General features: G+C 61.9%; 23 protein-coding genes, 1 rRNA gene and 1 pseudogene. 1 reads left to right on the plus strand and 24 read right to left on the minus strand.

The features are described from left to right. Positions 1–14 precede the first annotated feature (14 nt). From BMX94_RS09805 to BMX94_RS09890, 18 genes are all read right to left on the minus strand, one after another. A complete protein-coding gene (locus tag BMX94_RS09805; RefSeq protein ID WP_091006025.1) occupies positions 15–725 on the minus strand; it encodes a YoaK family protein in 711 nt (236 codons plus the stop codon). A 230-nt stretch (positions 726–955) separates the two neighbouring features. After that, positions 956–1099 carry a rubredoxin-like domain-containing protein gene (locus tag BMX94_RS09810; RefSeq protein ID WP_032111290.1) on the minus strand — a complete coding sequence of 48 codons (144 nt, stop codon included), beginning with the start codon at positions 1097–1099 and terminating at the stop codon, positions 956–958. Positions 1100–1189: 90 nt separating this feature from the next. After that, on the minus strand, positions 1190–1855 hold the full coding sequence (locus tag BMX94_RS09815; protein WP_091006028.1) for a flavin reductase: 666 nt from the start codon (positions 1853–1855) through the stop codon (positions 1190–1192). A 61-nt stretch (positions 1856–1916) separates the two neighbouring features. Beyond that, a complete protein-coding gene (gene smpB, locus BMX94_RS09820; RefSeq protein ID WP_091006031.1) occupies positions 1917–2393 on the minus strand; it encodes an SsrA-binding protein SmpB in 477 nt (158 codons plus the stop codon). Further along, the gene (locus BMX94_RS09825) at positions 2377–3324 is read right to left on the minus strand and encodes a hypothetical protein (RefSeq protein ID WP_091006035.1); all 948 of its coding nucleotides are present in this window, start codon (positions 3322–3324) and stop codon (positions 2377–2379) included. The genes smpB and BMX94_RS09825 overlap by 17 nt, the downstream gene beginning before the upstream one ends. A gap of 75 nt (positions 3325–3399) precedes the next feature. Then, the gene (rnr, locus tag BMX94_RS09830) at positions 3400–5451 is read right to left on the minus strand and encodes a ribonuclease R (protein ID WP_091006038.1); all 2052 of its coding nucleotides are present in this window, start codon (positions 5449–5451) and stop codon (positions 3400–3402) included. Positions 5452–5527: 76 nt separating this feature from the next. After that, positions 5528–6454, minus strand: a complete 927-nt coding sequence (ftsX, locus tag BMX94_RS09835) for a permease-like cell division protein FtsX (protein ID WP_091006040.1) — start codon at positions 6452–6454, stop codon at positions 5528–5530. Then, positions 6441–7427: a cell division ATP-binding protein FtsE gene (gene ftsE / locus BMX94_RS09840; RefSeq protein ID WP_286160087.1), complete on the minus strand. Its 987-nt coding sequence runs from the start codon at positions 7425–7427 to the stop codon at positions 6441–6443. The genes ftsX and ftsE overlap by 14 nt, the downstream gene beginning before the upstream one ends. Positions 7428–7655: 228 nt before the next feature. Then, complete coding sequence (locus BMX94_RS09845) at positions 7656–8585, minus strand: transketolase family protein (RefSeq protein WP_091006047.1); 930 nt, start codon at positions 8583–8585, stop codon at positions 7656–7658. Between the two features lie 2 nt (positions 8586–8587). Next, positions 8588–9454: a transketolase gene (locus BMX94_RS09850; protein WP_091006050.1), complete on the minus strand. Its 867-nt coding sequence runs from the start codon at positions 9452–9454 to the stop codon at positions 8588–8590. Between the two features lie 25 nt (positions 9455–9479). Further along, a complete protein-coding gene (locus tag BMX94_RS09855) occupies positions 9480–10166 on the minus strand; it encodes a transaldolase family protein (protein ID WP_091006053.1) in 687 nt (228 codons plus the stop codon). Between the two features lie 251 nt (positions 10167–10417). Continuing rightward, entirely contained in the window at positions 10418–11065 is a 648-nt protein-coding gene (locus BMX94_RS09860) for a beta/alpha barrel domain-containing protein (RefSeq protein ID WP_091006056.1), read from the minus strand. 31 nt (positions 11066–11096) lie between these two features. After that, positions 11097–11993 carry a dihydrodipicolinate synthase family protein gene (locus BMX94_RS09865; RefSeq protein ID WP_091006058.1) on the minus strand — a complete coding sequence of 299 codons (897 nt, stop codon included), beginning with the start codon at positions 11991–11993 and terminating at the stop codon, positions 11097–11099. A 33-nt stretch (positions 11994–12026) separates the two neighbouring features. Further along, entirely contained in the window at positions 12027–12635 is a 609-nt protein-coding gene (locus tag BMX94_RS09870) for an SIS domain-containing protein (protein ID WP_091006061.1), read from the minus strand. Positions 12636–12678: 43 nt separating this feature from the next. Continuing rightward, positions 12679–13392, minus strand: coding sequence for a hypothetical protein (locus tag BMX94_RS09875; protein WP_091006064.1), 714 nt, complete (start codon positions 13390–13392; stop codon positions 12679–12681). Positions 13393–13544: 152 nt separating this feature from the next. Next, positions 13545–14855, minus strand: coding sequence for a PTS ascorbate transporter subunit IIC (gene ulaA / locus BMX94_RS09880; protein WP_091006067.1), 1311 nt, complete (start codon positions 14853–14855; stop codon positions 13545–13547). Between the two features lie 77 nt (positions 14856–14932). Continuing rightward, positions 14933–15244 (minus strand): PTS sugar transporter subunit IIB, encoded by a 312-nt coding sequence (locus BMX94_RS09885; protein ID WP_091006070.1) that lies wholly within the window; start codon positions 15242–15244, stop codon positions 14933–14935. Continuing rightward, entirely contained in the window at positions 15244–15699 is a 456-nt protein-coding gene (locus BMX94_RS09890) for a PTS sugar transporter subunit IIA (protein ID WP_091006074.1), read from the minus strand. The genes BMX94_RS09885 and BMX94_RS09890 overlap by 1 nt, the downstream gene beginning before the upstream one ends. A 414-nt stretch (positions 15700–16113) precedes the next feature. Between BMX94_RS09890 and BMX94_RS09895 the strand changes: the two genes are divergently transcribed. Next, a complete protein-coding gene (locus BMX94_RS09895; protein WP_091006077.1) occupies positions 16114–16929 on the plus strand; it encodes a DeoR/GlpR family DNA-binding transcription regulator in 816 nt (271 codons plus the stop codon). Here BMX94_RS09895 and BMX94_RS09900 read toward each other — a convergent pair. From BMX94_RS09900 to rrf, 6 genes and pseudogenes are all read right to left on the minus strand, one after another. Continuing rightward, positions 16926–17801 carry a YitT family protein gene (locus BMX94_RS09900; RefSeq protein ID WP_091006080.1) on the minus strand — a complete coding sequence of 292 codons (876 nt, stop codon included), beginning with the start codon at positions 17799–17801 and terminating at the stop codon, positions 16926–16928. The two genes, BMX94_RS09895 and BMX94_RS09900, sit on opposite strands and share 4 nt — an antisense overlap. Then, positions 17798–18913 (minus strand): peptide chain release factor 2, encoded by a 1116-nt coding sequence (gene prfB, locus BMX94_RS09905; protein ID WP_091006083.1) that lies wholly within the window; start codon positions 18911–18913, stop codon positions 17798–17800. Before prfB ends, BMX94_RS09900 begins: the two co-directional genes overlap by 4 nt. Before the next feature lie 2 nt (positions 18914–18915). Further along, positions 18916–19224: an SEC-C metal-binding domain-containing protein gene (locus BMX94_RS10920; protein WP_502685919.1), complete on the minus strand. Its 309-nt coding sequence runs from the start codon at positions 19222–19224 to the stop codon at positions 18916–18918. A 5-nt stretch (positions 19225–19229) separates the two neighbouring features. After that, positions 19230–21720: pseudogene (gene secA / locus BMX94_RS09910) on the minus strand (preprotein translocase subunit SecA); the annotation flags it as partial. A 176-nt stretch (positions 21721–21896) separates the two neighbouring features. Beyond that, positions 21897–24722: an AfsR/SARP family transcriptional regulator gene (locus BMX94_RS09915; protein WP_177171413.1), complete on the minus strand. Its 2826-nt coding sequence runs from the start codon at positions 24720–24722 to the stop codon at positions 21897–21899. 459 nt (positions 24723–25181) lie between these two features. Then, positions 25182–25297: ribosomal RNA gene (rrf, locus tag BMX94_RS09920) — 5S ribosomal RNA — on the minus strand. Positions 25298–25413 lie beyond the last annotated feature (116 nt).

Below are 25413 nucleotides of genomic sequence, written 5' to 3' on the forward strand. Positions count from 1 at the left end.
CCAGGTGCCCAACGCTAACGCTGCTGGGAACTCTCGGCCTCGGCCGCGACGGTGCGCTCGCGAGCGCGCTTTTCGCGATCCTGGAACATCACAACAAACGCCACGAGGAGCAGCACGGGACTCACGAGGATTGCGTGCAGGCCAAGCACCCCAATGACGCGGCTCCCCGCAATGGCGCCAACGGCAAAGCAGAGGATCACCCCGTAGTAGAGCAGGCATCCCTCGAGGTATGCCCGGTCCTTATCGTGCACGTAATCTACGAGCTTCTGAGTACCGCTACGCAAGTTGCCAATGCACATGGTGGTGGCAAAGCCGTTTCCGTGGAGCTTCCTAAATGCCTGGACCTGGATTCCACAGCCCAGGGAGGTAAGGCTGTTGGCAATGAGGTGGAGGTCATCGGGGATAAACGCCACCACAAGGAGAAGAGCTGCCTCGACGAGAAGCGCAGTCTGGCGCCAGTGCAGGCGACGTTCCTTCGAGAAAATCTTGATGGAGTGCGCAAGTGCAATGCCCACCGCGAACGCCATCACGGGCACGGCATAGTGAAGGGCTCGGTTGACGTCGCCGTCGGCAAGGTTCACGCCAAAAAGCAGGATGTTGCCTGTCTGGGCGTTGGCAAACACTTTCCCGCGCGCGAGGTACGAATACGCGTCCATGAGCCCGCCCGAGAATGCGAGAATCGCCGCCAGCTCGATGGACTCGGACGTCTGCCGCGCACGCTTCATCTACCAGGGCCTCCTAGTCTTGCGGGGCATCCGCCAAATCACGCGCCCCACCGGTCGCCCGCCGCAGCGTCGGCCCCAAGCCGCCACGGCCCCGACATTGTAGCCCCGCGATACCGCAACGACAGAACCCACAAGAGAACGCCATCCACACGAAAGGGGCGAGCTGGCCGCATGCGCTGCGCCAGCCCGCCCCGTCAACGCGAGAAAAGCATCCCAGAAATGAGAGGGTGCTACTCCTCGACGAGCTCGAACATGTCGGGACCCACGCCGCACACGGGGCAGACGTAGTCCTCGGGGAGCTCGGGGGTGTCAACGGTGACCTCGTAACCGCAGACGGTGCAGCGGAAGGTGTAGGTCTTCTTCTCGTCAGCCATGGTTGTTCCTCTCTCTTGGGTGCACGCGTACCTTGCCAACAAATGCTACTTACGAGCTTACATCAACCGTGGCGCGCCACGGGTGGAACGCTAGTCAATCTTGGTGAAGTTCTCGGACCCAACACCGCAGATGGGGCAGCGGAAGTCTGCCGGAAGCTCCTCGTCGGTGGTCTCGTAAACGTAACCGCAGATGTTGCAGCGGAAGTGGTGCTTGGGTGCCGAGACGGGCACCACGGGTTTTGTTGGGTCCTCGCCCTCGATGTAGGAGGACGCCTTGGGCGGCGTCTTACCCTTAAGGACGCTGTGGTAGTAGGCGTAGGTCATGGGCTCCTCGTCGGAGACGCGCTCGGCGTCGGAGACCTCACCGACAAACATCACGTGGGTGCCCAGGTCGACGGTCTTCACCACGGCGCAGCAGACCATCGCGCAGGCGTGCTCGGTGGTGTAGGGGTCGAAGAGCAGCGACGTCTTTGTGGGAATGCCCTCGAACTTGTCGATGTCCGCCGAGCTCTTGAAGCCAAAGCGCCCAATGAACGGCATGTCAGCGGTCTTGGAGACCACCGTGAGGGTGAAGTGCTCCGCCGCCTCCACGACCTTGGTGGTGTGGTTCTCCTTGTTGAGTGTGATGGCCACCTGTAGCGGGCTGCTCGTCACCTGCAGCGCGGTGTTGATGAGGCACGCGCCAACGTTCTCGCCGTCGTTGGCCGACACCACATAGAGCCCGTACGAGAAACTAAACAGCGCCTTTGCGTCCATGGGTCTCCTCTCCTCGACCTTGCAGACCAGACGTTCCCATCTTATCGCCCAGCAACGCAGCCTAGCGGCTTCTCTCCTTGAGTGCGCGCTGAATTTCGCGGTCGGTATCACGGCGGGCCATGTCATCACGCTTGTCGTAGAGCTTCTTGCCGCGGCACAGGCCAATGCAGAGCTTCACACGGTTGTGCTCGTCGAAGTAGAGCTCCAGCGGGATGAGCGCCATGCCCTTGGTTCGGAGCTTGCCGTCAAGATAGTCGATCTGGTGACGGTGGAGCAGGAGCCGCCGCTTCCTGTCGGGGTCCACGTTCCACACGCCGCCGTTTGAGTAGGGGTGGATGTGCACGCCGTGCAGCCACACCTCTCCTCCGCGGACAAGGCAGAAGGCGTCGGTGATCTGCGACGCACGCTCGCGCAGGCTCTTGACCTCGGTACCGGTGAGCTCAACGCCGGCCTCGAAGGTCTCGTCCACGAAGTACTCGTGACGGGCCGCGCGGTTGCGCGCAATGGTCTTCTTCTCGCGCTTAGTTGGCTTGGGCATCGCCCGCACCTCCGTTGGCCTGCGGATCGCTTGGGTCGCCAGTGGAGCTCTTGTCGGCGGAATCGCTCGCCGCGGCCTCCTGAGCCATCTCGGCATCGGTGTCCCGGATGAGCTGCAATAGCGTCATTGCCGCAGGCTCGCCCACCAGGTCGCGGGCGCGCAGCGTGAGATTGGTAGCCACGTCGCGCTCCCCGGCGGCAGCGGCGTCCTGAGCGCACATGAGCAGGCAGATAGCGACCTCGGCGTTTGCGCCATCGGGCAGCCCCTCCTCGGCGAGAAGGTCTGCGGTCTCCTTGTCCGTCACGCTATCCGGGTCGCGCTCGGTACCGGCGGCCTGGTCGAGCGCAGCCTCGAGCGCCGAGTCCTTCACCTCAAGACGCCTAGCCGCACGGAGCGCGGCAGCTGCGGTGCGCGGCTTGTCCTGCGCTTCGAAGTAGCCGACAAAGTTGAGGAATGCGCGCGCAAGATGGCGCGCCTCACTCGCGCGCTCGAAGCAGCTGTAGGTGAGCGCCAGGTACTCCTGCATGTCGCCGTTGGTGCGGTAGAGATCTGCCAGGTCAAGGCGATAGCCACAGTTCATGGGGTTCCAGCGCACGGCCTGCTTGAGCGCCTCGACGCCCGCGTTGTAGTCGCCGGTACGAACGCACGCAAGGGCGAGGTCTGCATACAGCCGGTCAAGCGGTTCGCCCACGTCATGCAGGGTACGCGGGTCGCGCTCGACGCGGCGGTAGCACAGGCGGTCGAAGAGCGTGGGGAAACTGAACCACTGATCGCTCTCGGTGGCCGCACAGTTGCGGTCGACGTACTCCTCGGCGTCTTCGGCAAGGCGGGCGAGAAGCTCCCGCGCCGCATCGTCCTGCCCCTGCAGGATGAGCCCTTCTGCCTGCTCGAGGCTGTCTGTCAGCGTGCTCTGGCTCTGCTCCTGGTCCATGTCCCTCTCCCCTGGCCTCTTGGGGCCAAACTCACGCGCGATATGCGCGGTATGCACTGCTCGTTAGTCTTCCCATTATCGCGCGGCGTCACGCGGGTCCGCGAGTGCGAAGTCTATCCTTCCACGAGGAATGTCGGTCTGGGTCACCACTACACGCACGCGCGTACCCAACTCCCACACACGGCCGGACTCCTCGCCGGTGAGGGTCATGCGGTCCTCGTCGTACTCGAGCCACTCGCCGCCAAGGGCGCGTACGGGCAGCAGTCCCTCGGCACACGTGTCATCGAGCATGACGAAGAGCCCAAAGCGCTCGCAGCCGCACACCACACCGGAGAAGGCCTCGCCTATGCGGTCCGCGTAGAGCTCGGCCATCTTGATGTGCTGGCTCGCCCGGGCGGCGCCGTCCGCGGCGCGCTCCATCTGCGAGCACGTGGCGCAGAGCTGCGGCAGCTGTCCCGCAATCTGCTCCTGCTCCCTGCTGCCAAGCATGCCAGCGAGAAGCGCCTTGAGCGCACGGTGCACCAGCTCGTCCGGATAGCGCCTGATGGGTGAGGTGAAGTGGCAGTACGCATGCGCACCCAGCGCATAGTGTCCCTGGTTTGTGGGCAGATACACTGCCCGCTTCTGCGCGCGAAGCAAGAGCGCGCTGGCCAGAAACTCACCGGAGGTACCGCGGGCAGCATCAAGAACGGCGTTGATTGCCTCCGGCTCGCCGGCGACCAGGGCCTCTCGCTGGGCATTGTCCTCGATGAGTCCCAGTTCCATGAGGGGGCGTACCGTGGCGCGTAGGTCATCCGGCGACGGACGCTCGTGCACACGGTAGGCGCAGGGAACCTCGCGATCCGCGAGCATGCGCGCCACGGACTCGTTGGCGAGAAGCATCGCCTCCTCCACCAGGCCCGTCGCGCGGGTACGCGTACGCACGGTCACGCCCGTAGGATGGCCCTTCTCGTCGAGCGTTACCTTGGGCTCCACGGTGTCAAAGTCAATCGAGCCGCGCTCCTCGCGTATGTGCTCGCGGAGCCCTCGGATCTGGTCGAGCGTGCGCAGAGCCTCCTCCAGCTCGTGCGCCTCCACGGGATCGTCCTGCAGCGCGTCGGCCCCCACGCACCCGAGAAGCAGCGCGTCAACGGTGTCGTAGTCAAGGCGGGCAGTCGAGCGAATTGCCGAGGTCATGGCCTCGGCCGAGGTGAGGTTACCCGCAGCGTCAAGCTCCATGCGCACGCTCATGGCCAGGCGGTCCTCGTGCGGCCTTAAGGAGCACACGTCGTTGCAAAGGCGCTCGGGGAGCATGGGCAGCACGCGATCGGCCAGATAGGCCGAGCAGGTGCGGCGCTTTGCCTCGTTATCGATGGGGCTATCCCAGCCCACGTAGTGCGTGACGTCTGCAATGTGGACCCACAGCTCGAAGCCGCCACCCGGCAGACGTCGGGCAAAGACCGCGTCATCGAAGTCGCGCGCGTCGGTGGGATCGATGGTCATGCAGCGAAGGGAGCGCAGGTCGCGACGGGCACGGTCTTGCTTGAGCGCTTCTTCGACGCCCGCCTGGATGTGCTCCGCCTGCGCGAGCGCCGCAGGCGGAAACTCCGTGGCCAGCCCATAGGAGGCGATGACGGACTCGATGTTGAGGTCAAGCTCGTCCGAGGAGCCAACGCGACGCTCGATGGTAACCACGGCGGCACTGTTGCGGGTGGGATACTCGGCGATGCGGGCAACCACCACATCGCCCTCGCCCACGCCGAGACGTGCAGGCGAGTCGTCCTCGGGGACCACAAAGAAGTCGCGGCCAAGTCGTGCGTCGAGCGGAACAACGGCACCAAGCGGGCCCGCCTGCTCAAAGCGGCCGAGGAAGGTCGACTGTGCGCGGGTGATTACCCCCTGCACCAGCGCGACCTTCTCGCCACCGCGGGCGGGGAAGACCGAGACCGTCACCTCGTCGCCATTCATGGCCTCGCGCAGGCCGCGGCGGGCGACGCGAAAGCTGCCCTCGGGCGTCTCGACCGTGGCCATGCCGGGCCTCGTCACATGTAGCGTCCCCGCAAGTGTGGGCGAACGGCGCATGGCCGCCTTCCCGCCCCCACGCCGATGCCCACCACCGCGACGAGCGCCCGGACGCCTTCTGCCCATGTGTCCTCCTTGAGAAAACGGGGCGGCGCGAACAAGCCGCACCGCCCCTTCTACCAGCAAATCTTGTGTGCTCGGCCTAGACCTTGAGGTAGCGCCTCATGGCGATGGCAGAGCTGAAGAGGCCGATAAGGACGCCCAGAACCAGGAGACCGCCATACGTGGCCCAGAGCGCCTGAGGCGACACGTAGAACGAGAGGAACTTAAGGCTGTTCTCGAGCCTGGGCATCACGTAGCTCATTCCGGCCGCAAGCGCGACAATGGCAAGCCCCGCGCCGATGAGCGACTCCAACGTGCCCTCCATGATGAACGGCCCGCGTATGAAGCCATTCGACGCGCCCACCAGGCGCATGATGGCAATCTCCCTGCGGCGCGCGGTGATGGCGAGGCGAATGGTGTTGTTGATGAACACGAACGCCACGAAGATCAGGAGCACCACAAGGACGATGGCGGCAACGCGCACGATATTGGTGACCGAGAAGAGCTTCTCAACGGTATCGCGGCCGTACTGGACATCGCTCGACGGATTCTCGGGCGTGTCGCAGACGGACTTGAAGGTCTCGTCGGCGATGAGCTTCTCGGCTGTGCCCTCGACCTGCTGGGGGTCGGTGAGCTTGATCACGAGCGAAGCCGGAATGGGGTTCTGGCCGTCAAGCGCAGCCACGGCGTCGGAGGCGTTTCTCTGCGACATCGAGGTGCGGTACTGCTCGAGGTTCTCGTCCTTGCTGTGATACGTGACAGACTCGACGTTGTCCCAGCCCTTGATCTCGGACTGGAGTTGATCGACGGTGGCCTGGTCGGCGTCATCGGCGAGGAAGGCCTGGATGGTCACCTTGTCCTCGACGCTGCCAACCATGTTGCCAAGCACGTTAGACGCAAGGACAAATGCGCCGATGATAAAAAGCGAAAGGAAAATGGTCACAATTGCGCCAAGCACCGTCGACCAGTTCCTGCGGAAGTGATGGCCTGCCTCGCGCAGCGAGTAGGTGAAGTTAGAGGGCACCATAGTAGCCGTAGCCTCCCCTCTCCTGGTCGCGGACAACGTGGCCGGCCTCCAGCGCGATGACGCGCTTGCGCATGGAGTCGACCATCTCGCGGTCGTGGGTTGCCATGACCACGGTCGTGCCCTCGCGGTTAATGCGGTCGAGCAGCTTCATGATGCCCAGCGAGATTGCCGGGTCGAGGTTGCCCGTGGGCTCGTCGCAGATGAGCAGCGGCGGGCGGTTGACCATGGCCCTCGCCACGGAGACGCGCTGCTGCTCGCCACCGGAGAGCTGGTCGGGGTAGTTGTCCTGCTTCTCTGCAAGGCCAACGAGGCGAAGCACCTCGGGGACCTGCACGTTGATGACGGCGCGAGGCTTGCCGATGCACTCAAGCGCAAAGGCGACGTTCTCATAGACCGTCTTGTCGGGCAGGAGCTTGAAGTCCTGGTAGACGGTGCCAATCTGGCGACGGAGGTACGGGACCTTCTTGTTCTTGAGCTTGGTGAGGTCCTGGCCGGCGACGAGCACCTGGCCGGAGGTCGCACGACGCTCGCACGTAATGAGGCGCAAAAGCGACGACTTGCCCGAGCCAGAGTGACCCACGACAAAGACGAACTCGCCAGGGTAGATGTCCAGGCTCACGCCCTCGAGGGCCGGCTTGTTTGGCTGGGCAGGGTAGACGAGGCTCACGTTCTTGAACGAAATGGTGGGGGTGCCAGTACGAGGCGCCGCAGGCGCGTCATCGCCCGCAAGGGAGGCAAAAACGCTGGTGTAGGGATGCTGCTGCTCGCTGGTTGAGTCTGCGGGATCGGATGCCGTGACGACGTGGACCGCCTCTGGTGCGTTTTCGGTTGCGGCAGGCGTTTGCGGCTCGTCGGCGTTCTCGACGGGCTCGATGTCCGGGACGTTGCTCACGATATGCTCGCTGGGAGGCACAAGCTTCATGCCATCCCCGTCCGGCCCCTGTCGCTTTGTGCTGCGAAAGTGGTTGGCCACGAAAGCTCCTTCTTCTTGCATAGCAGATGCAGATACAGATACAGGTACATCGCTCATGATACCAAGCGACGGTACGTGCGCACGTGAGCAGCTTTGCGCTAACAGAGAACACGCAGATGGAAGCCACAAGAAGGCCACAGCCCTGATGGCGCTCCCCGTAATAGGCAGGTGCGCGCGACGGCAGCTGCACCGTCGCGCGCACCCGTAGAAACGCTGCTCATCCCGCGGCTAGGCGCGGACAAACTCCTCGACCTGGCGGGCAATGCCTGCGCCGTCAAGGCCAAAGTACTCGAGAAGCACGTCGCCAGGGGCAGAGGTGCCAAAGCTCCTCATGCCCACAAGGCGCATGGGCGTGGGATGCTTCTCGGCGAGAAGCGCGGCCACCGCGGAGCCCATGCCGGTATATACCATATGCTCCTCGACCGTCACGACGCGGCCGGTCTTCTCGGCGGAGGCGAGAATCACGTCCTCTGCCAGCGGCTTTACCGAGAAGACGTCGATGACCTCGGCGGAAATGCCAGCCTGTGCAAGGATGTCAGCCGCAGCGAGCGACTGGGCGACCTCGACGCCACAGGCGAGGATGGTGACGTCTGTTCCCTCGCGCAGCACGCCCGCGTACGGCAGGCCGCCGACGAACGATTCGTCATAGACCTCGGGCACCTTGTGACGACCCATGCGCACGTAGACGGGACCGGGGGTGGTGGCGGCAATGCGGATGGCGGCCTTGGCGGCGCGATAGTCCGCCGGCACCAGGACGCGCATGTTGGGGAGCGCCCGCATCATGCCAATGTCCTCGAGCATCTCGTGCGTCGCGCCGTCCTCGCCCACCGTGATGCCGGCGTGCGTGGGGCACACCTTCACGTTGAGGTTAGAGTCGCACACGGTGTTCCTAATTTGATCGTAGCAACGGCCAACGCCAAACACGGCAAAGGATGCCGTGAACGGTATGCGACCCGTAAGGGCGAGGCCCGATGCTACGCCGATCATGTCCTGCTCGGCAATGCCAACGTCCACAAAGCGGTCGGGGTAAGCCTTCTGCAGCTTGTTGGTGGTTGTGGACCCCGCGAGGTCGGCGTCGACCGCGCAGACGTTCACGCCCTCGTTGGCCAGCTCGACGAGTGTCTCGCCAAAGGCCTCGCGTGTTGCCCTCTTGCCCATGGCTAGGCCTCCTTCTCGATCTGGTTGCGCTCCGCGTCAAGGTCGGCCAGCGCAAGGGCCGTCTCCTCCTCGTTGGGAGCCTTGCCGTGCCAGCCCGCCTCGTTCTCCATGAACGAGACCCCCTTGCCCTTGACGGTGTCGCACACGATGGCCGTGGGAGCCGCCGAGAAGGCAAGCGCGTCTTCGGCCGCAGCGTGCAGGCGCTCGATGTCATGGCCGTCGGTGTGGATCACGTGCCAGCCAAAGGCCGCGAGCTTGGCGTCAACGTCGCCCAGGGAGTTGACCTTGCGCACGTCGCCGTCAATCTGCAGGTTGTTGAGGTCGAGGAACATGGTGAGGTTGGAGAGCCCGTGGTTGGGGGCAAACATCAGCGCCTCCCAGTTGGAGCCCTCCTGAAGCTCGCCGTCACCACACACGCAGAAGACGTGGCGGGGACGGGTTCCCTTGGGAGCGTCGTGGAGAAAGCCCAGCGCTGCGCCAGCCGAGACCGAAAGTCCCTGGCCAAGCGATCCCGAGCAGACCTCGACGCCGGGGAGGGTGTGCTTGTCCGGGTGTCCCTGCAGGCGCGAGCCAAGCTGCCGAAGCGTCCCCAGCTCGTCGTCGCGCACCCAGCCAACCTGATGGAAGGCGGCATAGAGCGCCGGAGCGGCATGGCCCTTGGAGAGGATGAGAAGGTCTCTCTCGGGACTTTCGGGGTCATTCTCGTCGTAGTTCATGACGCCGGTGAAGAACAGCGTCGCAAGGATGTCAGTGCATGACAGCGACCCGCCGGGGTGGCCCGACTTTGCCTTCGACACCATCGTGATGATGTCGTGGCGCATCGAGTTGGCGATGAGCCGCACCTCGTGCGGGGTTCTCGTAATGCTCATGTGTCTCCTCTCGAGACGGTCGTGGCTAGGCCTGCTCCCCTGTGACCTTAGCCCAATCCGCGTCGAAGCGCTCGCGACCCTGGTCGGTGAGCGGGTGGCGCAGGCACTTCTTGAGCGCCGAGAACGGAACGGTGGCGATGTCGGCGCCGAGCAGCGCCGCCTGCGTCACGTGGTTGGGCGTGCGCACAGATGCGGTAATGATCTCGGGGCCGTCCTCCTCGTCCCAGTAGCCGTAGGTGTAATTCTTGACGCACTGCACCACGGTTGCAAGCTGCTGGACGCCGTCGTCGCCAATGTCATCGAAGCGGCCGACGAAGGGGCTGATGTAGCGCGCGCCAGCGGATGCGGCGAGGAGTGCCTGCGGTGCCGAGAAGACAAGCGTCATGTTGACGCGGATCCCCTCCTTCGCAAGCGTATGGGTCGCAGGAAGGCTCTCCTCACAAATGGGGAGCTTAACCACGATGTTGGGCGCAAGAGAAGCAAGGCGCTCGCCGTCGGTAATCATGCCCTCGGTGGTCTTTGCCTGGGACTCCGCCGAGACGGGCAGTCCCTCGCAGAGATGGCAGATCTTGACCATGTGGTCTTCGAAGTCTGCAAGCTTGCCGCCCGTCTTTGCATAGAGCGAGGGGTTGGTGGTGACACCAGCGAGAACTCCCCAGCTCTCCGCCTGCTTGATCTCGTCCAGGTCTGCCGTGTCGATAAAGAACTTCATGACGATCCTCCCTCAAATTGCCATGTGAGCCGCACAGTACGGCACTATTGATGCTACGCAGAGTCTTCCATGATGTGGTGCGCTCGCCGCCCACCCGCACGTCTGGTTCCGTGAACGCGCAGAGGTATGCAGGTTAGGTGATGACTTCGGGTCGCACCCCTATGGCACGTGTTGACGAGAAAGGCCGTGCGGACTCCACACTCGCGAAGAACCGCACGGCCAGATGCCTGCATCTTTGATGTGGGCTGGCGTTACTCGCCCATCTCGGCGCGGGTCTCGTCGATGATGCGGCGCACCTCGGCGGCGTTCCTGGCGATGTCGTCCGCGGAGCCCTTGGTGAGCAGGCTCCCCATGCCGCAGGTGTCCACGCCGGCGCGCACCCAGTCCGCGAGGTTGTCGAGGTTGATGCCGCCGGAGGCCATGAGGGGCATCCAGGGCGTAGGCGTCTTGAAGAGCTTCACGAGCTGGACGCCGTAGGTGTTGGAGATCGGGAAGCACTTGATGAACGCGGCGCCCATCTCGAGCCCCCTGTTGGCCTCGGTCATCGTGGTGCAGCCCGGCGCGTAGGGCACCTGGTAGAGGTTGCACACGCGCGCGACCTCCTCGGACTCCATGTTGGCGACGACGAACTCGGCGCCGAACATGATGGCGAGGCGCGCGGTGGCGGCCTCCATCACGGTGCCGGCGCCCGCGAGGATCCCGTCGCCGTACCTGTCCTTGACGGCGGCGATCACGTCGCCCGCGTTGGCGTTGGTGTAGGAGATCTCCATCGCCGGGACGCCGCCCCTGACGAGGCCGTCGGCGATCTCGAGGCCGCGCTCGACGGTCTCGACCCTCACGACGGCGAACGCGCCCACCTCGGCGAGCCTGCGGGTTGCCTCCGCCTTCTGCATCTTCATCTTTCTCCCTCTTTCTCCCTGTGCCCGCGCGCTACTCGTGCGCGATTCCGTAGTGGTCGAGCATGGCGCGGACCCTGTCGTCCACCTCGGGCGTGGTCTCGGCGACCGGCCTCCTTGCCGGCCCCACGGGCACGCCGGCGAGCTCGAGGGCGCGCTTGAGCGTCTGGGGCGTGGAGCCCATGTGCAGGACGTCGCGGATGGGCTCGACGTCGGCCTGGTAGGCGGCCGCGGCCTCGGCGTCGCCGGCCTCGAGGGCGCGCCAGAGCGACACGACCACGTCGGTGATGAGGTTCGCGGTGCCGGCGATGGCGCCGGAGGCGCCGAGCGCGTGGGCCGCGGAGATCTTGCCGTCGGAGCCCACGAGGACGTCGACGTCCTTGCCCCTCGCGGCCTCGACGTAGGCGGCGAGGTTGCCCATGTCGCCGGAGGAGTCCTTCACGCCCTTCACGTTGTCGATTTCGGCGACGCGCGCCACGACCTCGGGCGAGAGGTTGGTGCCCGTGGACTTGGGGATGTTGTACATGAGCACGGGGATCTTGACGCTCTCGGCGACGGCCTCGTAGTAGCCCTCCACCTCGGCGTCGGAGACCCTCATGAAGTACGGGTTGATGACCGAGACGGCGGAGGCGCCCGCGTCCTCGGCGCGCTTGGACATCTCGACGGCCTCGCGCGTCGAGCAGGAGCCGGTGCCCACGTAGACGGGCACGCGGCCGGCGACCCTCTCGATCACGAACCGCGAGAACTCGATCTTCTCGTCGGGCGTGCACACGTGGAACTCGCCGTTGGAGCCGAAGGTGAAGATGCCGCTCGCGCCGCCGGCGATGATCCTCTCGACGAGCTGCTCGCCCGCCTCGTAGTTGATGGTCTGGCCTTCGTCGCGCCTGAACGGCGTGACCATGGGGACGATGACCCCGGAGAACGTTGACATGCTTTGAACTGCCTTTCCTTGCGGATGAGCTGCTTACTTGCCGGCGCGGATGGAGGCGCCGAGGGCTCCGCCTGGGTGCCAGGTGACGTACTTCTCGGGCGTGAGGCCAAACTCGTTCTGCAGCAGGATGGAGAGGCACTGCAGCTCGATTACCTCGGCCAGAATGGAGGCGCGAGGAGGCTTGTTCATGGAGTCGCCCTCCTGCTTGACCCCCGCGATGAGGGCCACGTCGCCCTGCTGGGCAAGCCAGGACTGGGGGTTGCCGGTGAGGGCAATAATCTTGGCGCCGTTCTTCTTGAGGCAGGTGACGGTGGCCTTAAGCTCGCCGGTCTCGCCGGAGTTAGAGATGGCGATCACGACGTCGCCGGGAAGCACCTGGCCGGCGCTGCCGTGAACGCATTCGGTGCCGTGAAGCTCGTAGGTGGGTGTGCCGGTGGACGAGAAGAGCGAGGCGGCGTAGCCGGAGACGTGGCCGGGCTTGCCGATGCCCGTCACGTGCACGCGACCGCCGTGCTTCTCGGCGTCAAGGATGAGCTGCTTGGCAGCGCTCAGGGCATCGAAGTCGATGCCGGCGACGTACTCGTCGAGCGACGTCTTCACGATGCCGAGGAACTCCTCAACCTGCTCCTTATCAGTAGCCATAGTTTCTCCCTTCACATATGTAGGAACCGGATTGATTCCGGCGCTACTTCTTTTCCTTCACGTGGTGGCGCGCCATGGTCGTACTGAGGTCTGCCTCGAGGGCGTCGAGCGTATCGGCCATGAAGGGACGCGTCATGCCCACATAGAGATATCCGGACGGATGCTTGACCCAGCTTCCCCAGAGGAGAAATCTCAGCGAGTTGCCCTGGCGCACGATCTTGTAGGACTTGATGTCCTTGTACGTGACGACCGTCGCTTCCTTGGGATCGGACTTCTCGTAGATGTAGACGTAGGTGTGGCCAAAGTCGATGACCCCGGTCTTCATGAAAAACTTGCCGAGGAATCTGCCCATGCGCTTAGACACGAACCACGCTGCCGTGAGCGCCGCAATGAGCAGGAGAAGCAGCCAGACGTTGCCCGTATAGTTGGCAACAACGCCGCACCAGAAAACGAGGAAGAGCAGGGCAAGCACCGCGACGAGGAGGGCAAGCCCCTGGAGAAGCAGGCGCTTCCTGTCCTCCCCCACCGAGAGCTCGACCTCGTCCTCGGGCAGGTCGGGGATGGCAATAGGCTTCGCCATGCCAATGATGTCGCCGAGCACCGCGTCGCTCGCCCTTCTCGCCTTGTCAGCAGAGGAGTCCTGGGCATGTCCACCGACCTTCTTGGGTGCCTCCACGGCATCTGGCCGCGGGGTCTCTGCAGTCGCGCCCGTGGTGCCCGGGGCGGTCTCGTGATGCTTCTGGTTCTTCTTTCCCAACAGTTTTCCTTCCTGCCAAATCGCGCCTTGCCTGCAGCTGGGCGCAACCCTGCCACCCGGATTGACGCAGGGGCGCCCGTGGCGTGCCGCGGGCGCCCCTGGAATCAAACGCTAGGGCTGAGTAGGTAATGCAAAGCTAGTTCCCGTCCGGATTAGGCGAAGAGGCTGCCGATACCGTAGATAATCGAGCCGACGATGTTGTAGTCGACGTTGGGGAACGATGCGCCGGCGATTCCGAGCGAGGAGAACGCAGGATACAGGATCAGCGGACCGGCGCAGAGGAAGATGCCAACGAGGAACGAGCCGAGCAGGGCGCCACGCCAACCGCCATAGGCATAGCCGCAGACGCCGCAGGTGCCACCGGAGAAGAAGCAGATGCCGGCAGCGGGAATCATGATGGTCGGGCTGTGGAAGGCGACCATGAGAGCCATGGCAACGAGGCCACCGAGGAACGAGCCGATGAAGCCGATGATGACGGCGTCAGGCGCGAACGGGAAGATGGCAGGGCAGTCGACGGCAGGACGGGCGTCGGGAATGAGCTTCTCGGAGATGCCCACGAAGGCCGCGGTGATCTCGGCGATGAACTGGCGCACGCCGTAGATCAGGACGGACATACCGGCTGCGAACTGGAGGCCGGCGAGGAACGGCCAGATCCACCAGATGTCGTTGCCAAAGTAGGAGGTGAATGCCTTGCCGTTGGCAAGGGTGTCGCCAAAGTGGCCGGTCACGAAGCAGGCGATGGTCACGATGTAGAACAGCACAATCATGAACAGGGCCACGGAGAAGACAAAGTCGCGGAAGAGCTTGAAGAACTCGGGGAGGTTGGCCTCCTTGACCTCGTTGTTCTCGATCTCCTTCTCGTTCTTCTTGGCGAAGAGCTTGCCGCAGTAGCCAGAGAAGGCGTAGCCGATGCAGTTGAAGTGACCAATTGCGAAGTCGTTGGAGCCGGTGAGCTTCTCAACGAAGGGCTGGCAGAGCGACGGCAGAGCCGCACCGCAGAAGCCGAGGACAACGCCGCCGGCGATGACGGTCACGGCAATGGGAGCGCCCAGGGCGATGAAGACCAGGGCGAGCACGCAGGCGAAGTACAGGAAGTGCTGGCCGGTCAGGAAGATTGCCTTCCAGGGGGTAATCTTGGCGAACACGAGGTTCATGATGAAGCCAAAGACCATGACCAGAGCGACCTCAGTGCCGTAGGTATCAAGCGCGAGAGAGGTCGCGACCTCGACCTGCGTCACAACGCCCTGCACGTTAAAAGCCGTGGAGAACATGGCGCCAAAGGTGGTGATCTGCGCGGACATGGCGCTGGAGCCGATGTTGAAGATCATGAAGCCGATAATGGTCTTGACGGTGCCGGCAAACGTGTCGACCGCCGACTTCTTCTGCAGGAGCAGGCCGACGAGGGCAATGATGCCCATAATCAGCGCTGTGTCCCTCATCTGCATGAGGAATGCGTTCAGCATATGAAATCCTTCCAATGAATCACTTGCGGGATTCCCCCGCCCGTTTCGTGCGCAGCCCTACCCAGCTAGGTGTTTGCTTACCTGCGGGGCTCCTCGCCCTTGTGCTCGTCAAGCCACGCGTGAAGCTTCTCGCGAATCTCGTTCTTGTCGACGAGGTTCTTGATTCCAACCGCAGAAGGAACACGAGGATCCTGAGACAGCTCCTCGGTAAGGTCAATCATCGTGATGACGAGGTCGCCACGGAAGCCGATGATGGAGTCAAGGTTGCCGTGCTCGGTCTCGATGGGGAGGTTGTCCTCCTTGATGACCTGATCGCACTTGATCTTGAGCATCATCGAGGAGCCCATGCCAGCGCGGCAGCACACCAGAGCGTGATACTTGCGGTCCATTACATACCCCTTTCCTTGACGTGGACGAGGTCCACGACTTCCTTTGCATCCTTGCAGGCATCGAGCTTGGTGAAGAAGTCCGGATCAGAGAGAAGCTCGACCAGCGACTGGAGCGCGCTCAGGTGAGAGTCGTTGTCCTTCGCGCTGAGCGGGAACAGGTACTTCACCGGATCGTTGTCCTCGCTGCCAAACTCGACAGGATCCTTGAGCGTCACGATGCCCACGGCAGACTCGAGAGCTCCGCTCTCGGGACGGGCGTGCGGGAGCGCCACGTGCTCCGTGATCACGATGTACGGACCGAGCTCGTGGACGCCCTTGATGATGTCGTCGACGTAGCCCTCCGTCACCTTGCCGTTGGCAACCAGCGGAGCCGTTGCCTTGCGGATGGCATCCTCCCAGTCGCTCGCCTCGACGTTAAGCTGTACGAGGCTCTCGTCGAGAAGATCGCTGAGCATGTAACCACCTACCCTTCCTATATTCGTGAGCAGCCATTTACGGCCACCCTCTCAATAACAGTTCGTAACTGTGACACTAAATGAACACCCTCGCAACCAATTTTTCATATTCTCGGCGCAAATTTTCCCCAATTTCGCCCAACGGTCAAATGAATCATTGTGCATGCATGCTTTCTAGCTGCAGTTTTATAGATTTAATTGAATGATGCGTCATCTTATAGCTATGTATATGCTTATGTTTTTATGTGTTTATAGTTTATTTTTACGAACGATAGAACACTGTTCATCTTGTTTCTATAAACAAAACAATTAGGCTTTTGAGTATCAAGCTTTATGTACGATTGACTATGAATAGCTATTTCCACTTCGTATAATTGATTCCGTCAGCGAGACATTGTTGAGGGCGGAGGCACTGTGAAGAGAAGCAAGGCATATATTGCCGCACGCAGGGATGCCATCGTCGCTCTCCTCGAGAGCAAGGGACAGGTAGGTGTTGCTGAACTCGCTGACCACTTTGGCGTTTCGACGTTGACCATCAGGCGTGATCTTGACTACCTGGAGGAGCAGCATGTCCTCTCTCGGCAGTATGGCACGGCAACCCTGCTCAACCCGCTTGGACGTCCGTCTGGGTCTAGACAGATTCGCGCCAACAAGGCCATCGCCCGCGAGGCGGCAAAGCACGTTGATGACGGGGACTGCATCTTTATTAATGCGAGTTCGACCGCGCTCTCGATCATCTCCTACATCACGGCACAGGACGTGACCGTCATCACGAACAACGCGAAGGCGCTGCTTCTCACCGAGCGCCCAAATGCTTCGATCATCCTCACGGGAGGAGAGATTCGTCCACCAAAGGCGTCGATGACCGGTGAGTTCGCGCTCGAATGCGTAAAGCGCATCACCGCAACCAAGTGCTTCCTTGGCATCACGGGCCTCTCGCCCACCTATGGCCTCACGTCCGCGACTGCCCCAGAGCCCGCCGTCAACGCAATGATGCTCGAGCGGTCGCACGTGCACGTCATCGTGGCTGACTCGTCGAAGATCGGCAAGACCTCGAGCTTCCAGTTTGGTTCCACCGACGAGGTGGACCTGCTCATCACGGACTCCGGTGCAACGGACGAGCAAGTCGAGCTGCTCGAGGAGAACGGTGTCTCGGACGTCATCCGCGTCGATTTGGGGACCGCCGCCATGCAGATGTCCGAGGAAGAGCTGGAGCAGAGAGACGTCTAGCGTTTCTCGATGCTCTTGAAGCCCTCGCCGTACGCCTCGTGGACCTCGGCGATGACCACGATCGCGTCTGGATCAGTCTCGGCAACTATCTCCTTGAGGTGCGCCAGCTCTCCACGAGAGAGCACGCAGAAGATGACGGGTCTGAGTTCGCGGCTCCACATGCCGCGTGCCTCGAACTCCGTGCAGCCGCGGTCGAGCTCGACCATGATCTGGCGGGCGATTCTCTCGTGCTTCTCGGAGATGATGTAGGCTGCACGCTGGACGCGCGGGCCATCGACCACCGCGTCGATCACCCGGCCGCAGATGTACATTGCGATCGCGGCATAGAGCGCGTTCTCGATTGAGAAGACCGGGGCGGAGAGCGCGACGATGGCGCCGTCGACAACGATTGCCATGCTGCCGACGGATGCGCCGGTCTTTCTCGCAATGAGCTGAGCGATTATGTCCGTTCCGCCCGTGTTGCCCCCCGTGCGGAAGACCATCCCCAACCCAACGCCCGTGATAACGCCGCCCCACAAGGCGCAGAGCAGCAGGTCTCCCTCGCCCAGAATGGGGACGAAGGGGGCAATGGCGTCGGTAAGGACACCGGACACGATGATGCCTGCTGCAGTGAGGGCCGCGTAGCGCTTGCTGCCGGACCGCACGACGTAGGCAAAGAGCAGGACGTTCATGACGATGGACTGTATGCCCACGGGGAGGTTCACCCCCGCTTGCAGCGCAAGGGCGTGAAACACTGTGGCCAGGCCGGTGATGCCTCCTGCGGCAAGGCCGTTGGGAACCTCGAAGCAGTCGAGCCCAAAGGCAAAGAGCAGAGATCCGCCAAAGATGAGAATGGCGTCAAGCGCCACCTCACGCACGCTTATCTTTCTCACTGCTCCGGCCTCCCGGCAAGCACCCACCGGTGATAGGCGATGATGAACTTGTCGAGGTCGCCGTCCTGGAGAACCGAGTCCACGTTGCCAGTCTCAACCCCCGTGCGCAGGTCTTTCACGAGCTGGTAGGGGTAGAGAACGTAGCTCCTGATCTGGTTGCCAAAGCCAATCTCGTGCTTGGGACCGCGAAGCTCATCCAGTTCGGCGGAGCGCTTCTCGAGCTCCATCTCATACAGACGGCTGCGCAGAATCTTCATTGCGAACGCCTTGTTCTGGAGCTGGCTGCGCTCGTTCTGGCAGGTAACCACCGTACCCGTGGGAATGTGCGTGATCCTCACGGCAGAGTCGGTGGTGTTGACGCCCTGGCCGCCGTGACCCGTCGCGTGATAGACGTCGATGCGAAGGTCCTTGGGGTCGATGTCGACCTCGATGTCATCCGGAAGGACCGGGAGCACCTCGACACCGGCGAACGTCGTCTGACGGCGCTTCTTCTCGTCCGTTGGAGAGATGCGCACCAGGCGATGCACGCCCTGCTCGGCACGGAGCATGCCGTATGCGTTGTGACCGTGCACGGTGAAGGTTGCATGGTCAATGCCGATGACCTCTGCCTGTGGGGCATCGTTCACGTCTACGGTCCACCCGCGTCTGTCACAGTAGCGCAGGTACATGCGGAAGAGCATGTCGCACCAGTCCTGCGCCTCAAGCCCGCCCTGGCCAGGCGTCACCGTCACGATGGCGTCACCGTGGTCGAGGTCGTCGGTAAACCAGCTGGAGAGCTCAAGCTCGGTAAGGTCATGCTCGAGGGAGGCGGCGATCGAGGACGCCTCTGCGAGAAGGTCGTTGTCCGAGGTCTCCTCGCCAAGCTCGAGCGCAGCGCGAGCGTCGTCGAGCTTGGCGCGCGCAGCGTCTATACCAGCAACGTCGGATTTTGCAGCGGAGAGACGCGACATGATTTCACGCGCGGCGTTGGCGTCATCCCAGAAGCCAGGGGCGGCGCTCTCCTGCTCGAGCTGAGCAACGGTTCCCCTCAGCTCGTCGACATGAAGGTAGTCCTCAACCTCGTCGAGCCGAGCGGATAAGGCGTCGAGCGCCGAGCTATCGATATCCGCCATGGCTACCTGTTCCTACCGTGGCAGTTTTTGAACTTCTTGCCGCTACCGCAGGGGCAGGGGTCATTCCTTCCCACGCCAACGTAAGGATCTGGATCCTCATCCTTGCGATACGTACGCGGCTTTCCCGCACCTGCGTTGGCGTTGGCATTGCCGGCGCCTCCCCGTTGGTGCGACGTGCTGGCGGCGGGACGACGCGCGGAAGAGCCATGGTCTCCGTCGACCTCTGCGGGCCCGGAATACTGGGCGCCGCGAAGCTCGTCAGAGAGCGCCTCCTCGTCCCCCTGGGACTTTGCGGGCGCAGGCGGACGCACCGCAATCTCGATGCGCAGGATTGTGCGAAGGAAGTCCTCGTACATCGTGTTGACAAGCTCGGTGAAGGCCGCATAGGCCTCGCTCTTGTACTCGACGAGAGGATCGCGCTGGCCATAGCCTCGCAGGCCAATGCCCGTCTTGAGGTAGTCCATCTCCTGCAGGTATGTCATCCAACGGGTGTCGATGACGCGAAGCATGACCTGAGCGGAGAGATCGCTCATAATCTGGTCGCCAAGGCGCTGCTCCTTGTCCTTGTAGCAGGTGTTCACGAAGGCGTCGACGGCATCGGTGATGTCGCCCTGGTCGGAATCCGAATCAAAGGTGGGACCATCCGTGCGGCCTGTGAGCTCGCGAATCCACTTGTCGAGACCGGCGAAGTCCCACTCCTCCGGATCGACTTCCTCGGAGCAGTATTCGTTTACCTTGCGCTGGACAGTGTCGTAGGTGACCTCCTCAACGTGGCTCATGAGGTCCTTGCCGTCCAAGATCTTGTTGCGCTCCTCGTAGATGACCTGGCGCTGCTTGTTCATGACGTCATCGTAGTCGAGGACGCTCTTACGCATCGCAAAGTTGACTTCCTCGACCTTGCGCTGGGCGCTCTCGACGGCACGCGTCACCAGTTTGGACTTGATGGGCATGTCATCGGGCATGTCGTACTTGTCCATCATCGCCGCGATTCGGTCCATGCGGTCTCCGCCGAAAAGCCTCATGAGGTCATCTTCGAGCGAGAGGTAGAACTGGGTCTCGCCGGGGTCTCCCTGACGGCCAGAACGGCCGCGCAGCTGGTTGTCAATGCGGCGGCTCTCGTGGCGCTCGGTGCCAATAACTGCCAGACCGCCGGCAGCGACCACGTGCTCACGTTCCTTCTCGCAGATTGCCTTTGCCTTCTCGAGCGCGGCAGCCCGCTGCTCATCGGTAGGCACGACGGGCTCCTCGCCCTCCTTTACAGGCGCATAGAATCCCTGCTCGCGAAGCATGTCCTCCGCCATGGCTTTGGGGTTACCGCCAAGGAGGATATCCGTACCACGTCCGGCCATGTTGGTTGCGATGGTCACGGCTCCCTCGCGGCCCGCCTGCGCAACGATCTGGGCCTCGCGCTCGTGGTACTTGGCGTTAAGGACGTTATGCCTGATGCCACGCTTGTCCAAGATACGCGAGAGGCGCTCGGAGTTCTCGATGGAAACCGTTCCTACAAGGCACGGCTGCCCCTTTGCATGGCGCTTCGCAACGTCATCGGCAACGGCGTCGAACTTTGCCGCCACAGTCTTGTAGACAAGATCCTCGTGGTCAACACGAATAACGGGCTTGTTGGGCGGAATCACCTGCACGGGAACGTGATAGACCTCACGGAACTCCGCATCCTCGGTCATGGCGGTACCTGTCATGCCCGCAAGCTTGTCGTACATGAGGAAGTAGTTCTGAAGGGTGATGGTGGCGAGCGTCTGGTTCTCCTCGCGCACGAGGACGCCTTCCTTGGCCTCAATGGCCTGGTGGAGACCTTCGGAGTAGCGCCTTCCCTCCATGATGCGGCCCGTGAATTCGTCGACGATCTTGACCTCGCCATCGACAACCACATACTGCTGGTCGCGGTGGAACATGTACTGGGCCTTGAGGGCCTGCTGGAGATGATTCACCAGCTGGCCGGAGGGGTCAGCATAGATGTCATCAATGCCCAGGTTGCGCTCGATCTTCTTGAGGCCCTCATCTGTCGCGGCAATGGTGTGCTTGGCCTCGTCCATCTCAAAGTCGACGTCCGGCGTAAGGCCACGGACGGCACGGGCAAAGTCCTTGTAGGTGCTTGCAGACTTGGTCCCTGCACCCGAGATGATAAGGGGCGTGCGCGCCTCGTCGATAAGGATGGAGTCGACCTCGTCGACAATGGCATAGTGGTGGCCGCGCTGAACACGCAGGCTAGGCCGGGTGACCATGTTGTCGCGCAGGTAGTCAAAGCCAAACTCGGAGTTCGTGCCATAGGTGACATCCGCCTGATACGCAGGCTTCTTGAGGTTAAGTCTCATACCGTTCTGGAGCAGGCCAACATTGAGACCCATGAAGCGGTAGATTTGGCCCATCCAATCACTGTCGCGCTTGGCCAGATAGTCGTTGACGGTCACGATGTGCACGCCCTTGCCCTCAAGGGCGTTGAGGTAGCCAGCGAGCGTAGACACCAGAGTCTTGCCCTCGCCCGTCTTCATCTCGGCGATGGTGCCCCGATGCAGGGCAATGCCACCGATAATCTGCACATCGAAGTGACGCATACCCGTCGTGCGTCGGGACGCCTCCCTTACCGCAGCAAACGCCTCGGGCAGAAGGTCATCGAGCGTCTCGCCATTCTCGATGCGCTCCCGGAAGAGCTTTGTCTGGCCACGTAGCTCCTCGTCATCCATGGCACTGAAGCGCGGCTCAAGATCATTGACGTGCGCGGTTATGCGCCGGTACTCCTTGAGGTCCTTATCGGCTCCAGCGGAAAGAAGTTTGGAGAGAAAGTTAGGCATGGGCAGTCCTTCATACTGGTTGATGGGCGGCGGCTACCCGCCGACACATGCATTTCTCACTTTACCCATAGCAAACTCACCGTGGTGGCCGAGGATGCGGTCTCACTAAATGCGCACTGTATTCTCGGCGTTAATCGTCCCGAAACCAGAGGCCGCAGGCTCTTCTCACCCTAGACTCAGCATCGTTTTGCGGACACCGGTCCGTCTCCCCCTCCACGACTTCCCTCGCCGATTGCCTTCCGAAGGCGCTTGGAGGGTGGCATATGCGTCCTGTCGACAAAGTGCACGGCATATTTCTTGTAGCGTTGCTCCGCTTCGAACATACGCCCGCTGGCCCTCAGCGCTCGGATAAGAACCTCCACGGCATCCTCGCGTAGGTCATCCACGGCAGTCGCGGAGTCGGCGAGCCGCGCCGACACTCGATACCGCTCGAGCCTCAGCGCCGCCTCCGCCCCTGCTACCATGGCGTCGGCGTAGAGCTCTCTGAGCTCCTGGCGTCGAGCCACCACGTATCCCGTAAAGTCTCGCGCCGGTACATAGAGATCGCCCGCATAGAGCCTCTCCGCTCTCAAGGCCGCCTCCAAGGCGTGGGCATCATCGCCCTCGCTTTCCAGCGCTTCCTTTGCAGCGTCGGTGAACTCCTCGAAATCGCACTCAAAGAGCTCGGGGTCAAGCGAGACGGACTTATCCTCCCTGAAAGAGAGAAAGGGATCGAGATCTGGCGTTACCTCCGTCACCACTTTTCGCAAGGCGCTTGTCGCCTGGTAGATCCTATCGAGGCCAGCCTTGTAATCGCAGTCAGGCCAAACCTGATCGATAATCTCGTAGCGTCTCGCCAAGAATCGGGGGTGAAGCGCGACAAACACCAGCATTGCCTTCGCACAGCGCCTATCCAGACGCCATTCGGGGATGGTTTCGCCGTCCACCTGCAGAGAAAACCCGCCAAGAAGACTCAGCCGCAGGCGAGCTCCAGATGCCACCTTCTTGTCATCTTTTCCTCCCTCGTCCCCCAAAGAGCCTCCGGTGTGCCTGACAACACAACGCGTCCGTCGCGGTGAGGCAATGGGAACAAGCGCGCCCGTCCACGCATGAGGGATGAGCCTCCTCACGCGCTCTTGAAAGGCTCCCTCCCCCGATACCAGCACCCTGAGGAGCCATAGCTCGTCGACGGGAAGCGTAGCATTGGCAAGCGCCCGCTGGATACCCTGCGTGCGTTCGTTTTCCTCATCAACAGCTGCTCGGACCAGGTCGACGAGGATGGAAAGGTCCTGGGTTCCGCATGCGGCCTCCCAGCCTGGGGTCGCCGAACCAGCCCCCACGCCCATGCTCGTTGCGGCCTGGCACTGGATTCCCGCTTCCGCCTCAAGGTGATAGAAGCCCGCACGTCCCGCCGCACTGGAGGCAATCGCGCTTCTCAGCCCCGCGCTTCGGATGTCACCCACCATGTATTCAGCGGCTGCACCAGCCAGAAGCGCCGCAACGCGCACCAGCTCATTTCCCGCGCGCTCTGACTCCCGCACCAGCGCATCTATTGACGCGAGATCATAGGAACCATGCAGAATAGCATCTATTGCAAGAAGGAGGCTGGCTTCGTCGCGAATCGCCGCGAATCCCTCGCGGGCAAGAAACTCCTGTACCTGGGCACCCGAATCATCTTCAAAGGACTGGTCATCACCGAGAAGTGCACTGGTCAGGCTCATGTCAAGACGAAGCAGTACGGACGCAAGCGTCCCCTCGGGACTAGAGAGTACATGGGAACTTGCCAGACGTTGAGCAGCGCTTATCTGGCCATCTCTCATAAGTTGGACCGTTTGCAGATGAATTGCAAGTCCCTGTGCCTGCCCTTTGTCCGACACGTCAACTTTGACATCCTCGCCAGCAAGGACCGAGCGACATCCAACAAGGAGAAGGTCAAGATCTTTGCTTGCGTCAGGACAATCGTAGTCCGCGGATTGTGGGAGCACCCTGTCCTCGGGGCTTCTCGACCTAGAGTCTCCCAAAGCCTCAAGGACTGTCTGGAGACAAGTCAGCCGTTCTTCGGGTACGAGCGAGCGCGCGAGCGCAACCCCCAGCGTTTTCCGAACAAGGCTCACCTCGCCCACGCCCACAAAGTCCTCGGCATGATCAACGACTGCAATGGCGGCTTCGTCCGACGTTGCAAGGCGCGCTATGACAGCGGCACGAGAAAACTCGCCCCGCTCAATCAAGACGCGAAGGACAGAATCAAATAGAGATGAGAAGCCAGAAACCTTAGTAGCAAGGACACTCGAACACGCAGCAAGCCCATCAATAGAGTCAACGCCAAAAGTATGAAATGCACCGTCCTGACAGCAAACCCCAAAGAGAGGAGCGAACTGCTCAAGACCCAGAGCAATCTCATATGGGTTCAGGCATGTAACGCTAGAAATTTCGGCAAAGGTACCCTGGCCAAGGAGAAGCATGGCGAGACGAACCAAGATCTCCTCGTCCAGAAGGCTCTGGCGCAAGGACTCTCCAATTAGATGCTCAAGAGCATCAAAATACGAACTGCCAATGACAAGGGAGTGAGAACGTGGGTCCCCATTGTCTCTAACAACAGCATTTACAAGAGCCGGAATACCCCCAGTAAAAGCACGAACATCGTAGAGGGAATCGCTTGGACTTACCTCAAGTGCAGCGGAGATGAGAAGGTCACTCGAAACAACTCGAACCCCATCGGGAAGACGTTCTGCAAGCAACGCATCCTCGGGGAGCAGGGAAAGCGCAACCACAGCGCCGCACTCGACCATCCTCGAAATAGCGAAAACGGAACGATCGACAATGACATCATCTCCAGCCGGCAGATTGTCGAGAGCAACAAACACCTTCTTGTTTGCAAGGCATTCCTTCTCTACCTGACGCGCGAGTCGAGAAACTCGTTTTGAGGCAGTTGGTGGCTCCATGCCAAAGAAGTGCAGAAAGTGGGTCGTGAACTGATGCTTCTCAAATGAGATAAACCTCTTGAGCGCTGAGGACTGCCCCATACCAGGCTCGGCACATATTACGAGAAGGTTGGAAGGACGCGAATCCAGCATAAATGAGGAGATACAAGAAGGCGTAAGTTGCCATGAAGACAACCTAGAAGAAATGGATTCGGAATCTGTCTCGGGGATGGAATCAACTGGACGTCGATGAACTCTAACTGGCATTACTCAACACCTGGCCCTTCTGCAGGAGATAAGGAAGGCGATGAATACGAAGACCACCGCCCTAAACAAAACCGGTGATCGAAACCTATCATTGATACGCCTAGTCAGAGGATCAAACTGGATGAACGGCAAACAATTTGTGACAGTTACCTGCAAGGTACCTGTAAGTTGTCATCAGGCTAAAAACGGAAGCGGGCCCGTCCCATCGGGGGCGGGCCCGCACGCTGCTTTCAAGACAAGAAGAGGGGCCCCGCGCTCGGCGCGGGGCCCCTCCTGGCGAAAACGCCCCCAGTCGGCCAGCGGCGTCCTGGTCTCCCACGGGCTTACCCCGCAGTACAATCGGCGCTCGGGGGCTTAACTTCCGGGTTCGGGATGGGACCGGGTGTGCCTCCCCTGCCATGGCCGCTGGCCGTCTGGGGGCGTTCTGCCTCCGGGTCGTGCCCGCCGGGCCCTGGGGGCCGCACAGCGCGCGCAAGCCAGACCCCCCGGGACCGCCCATGGGAAGGGCATGCGGAGGAGCTCGGCC

Source organism: Olsenella sp. KH3B4 (genome assembly GCA_900111695.1).
In the GTDB taxonomy this organism is placed as follows: Bacteria; Actinomycetota; Coriobacteriia; order Coriobacteriales; family Atopobiaceae; genus Tractidigestivibacter.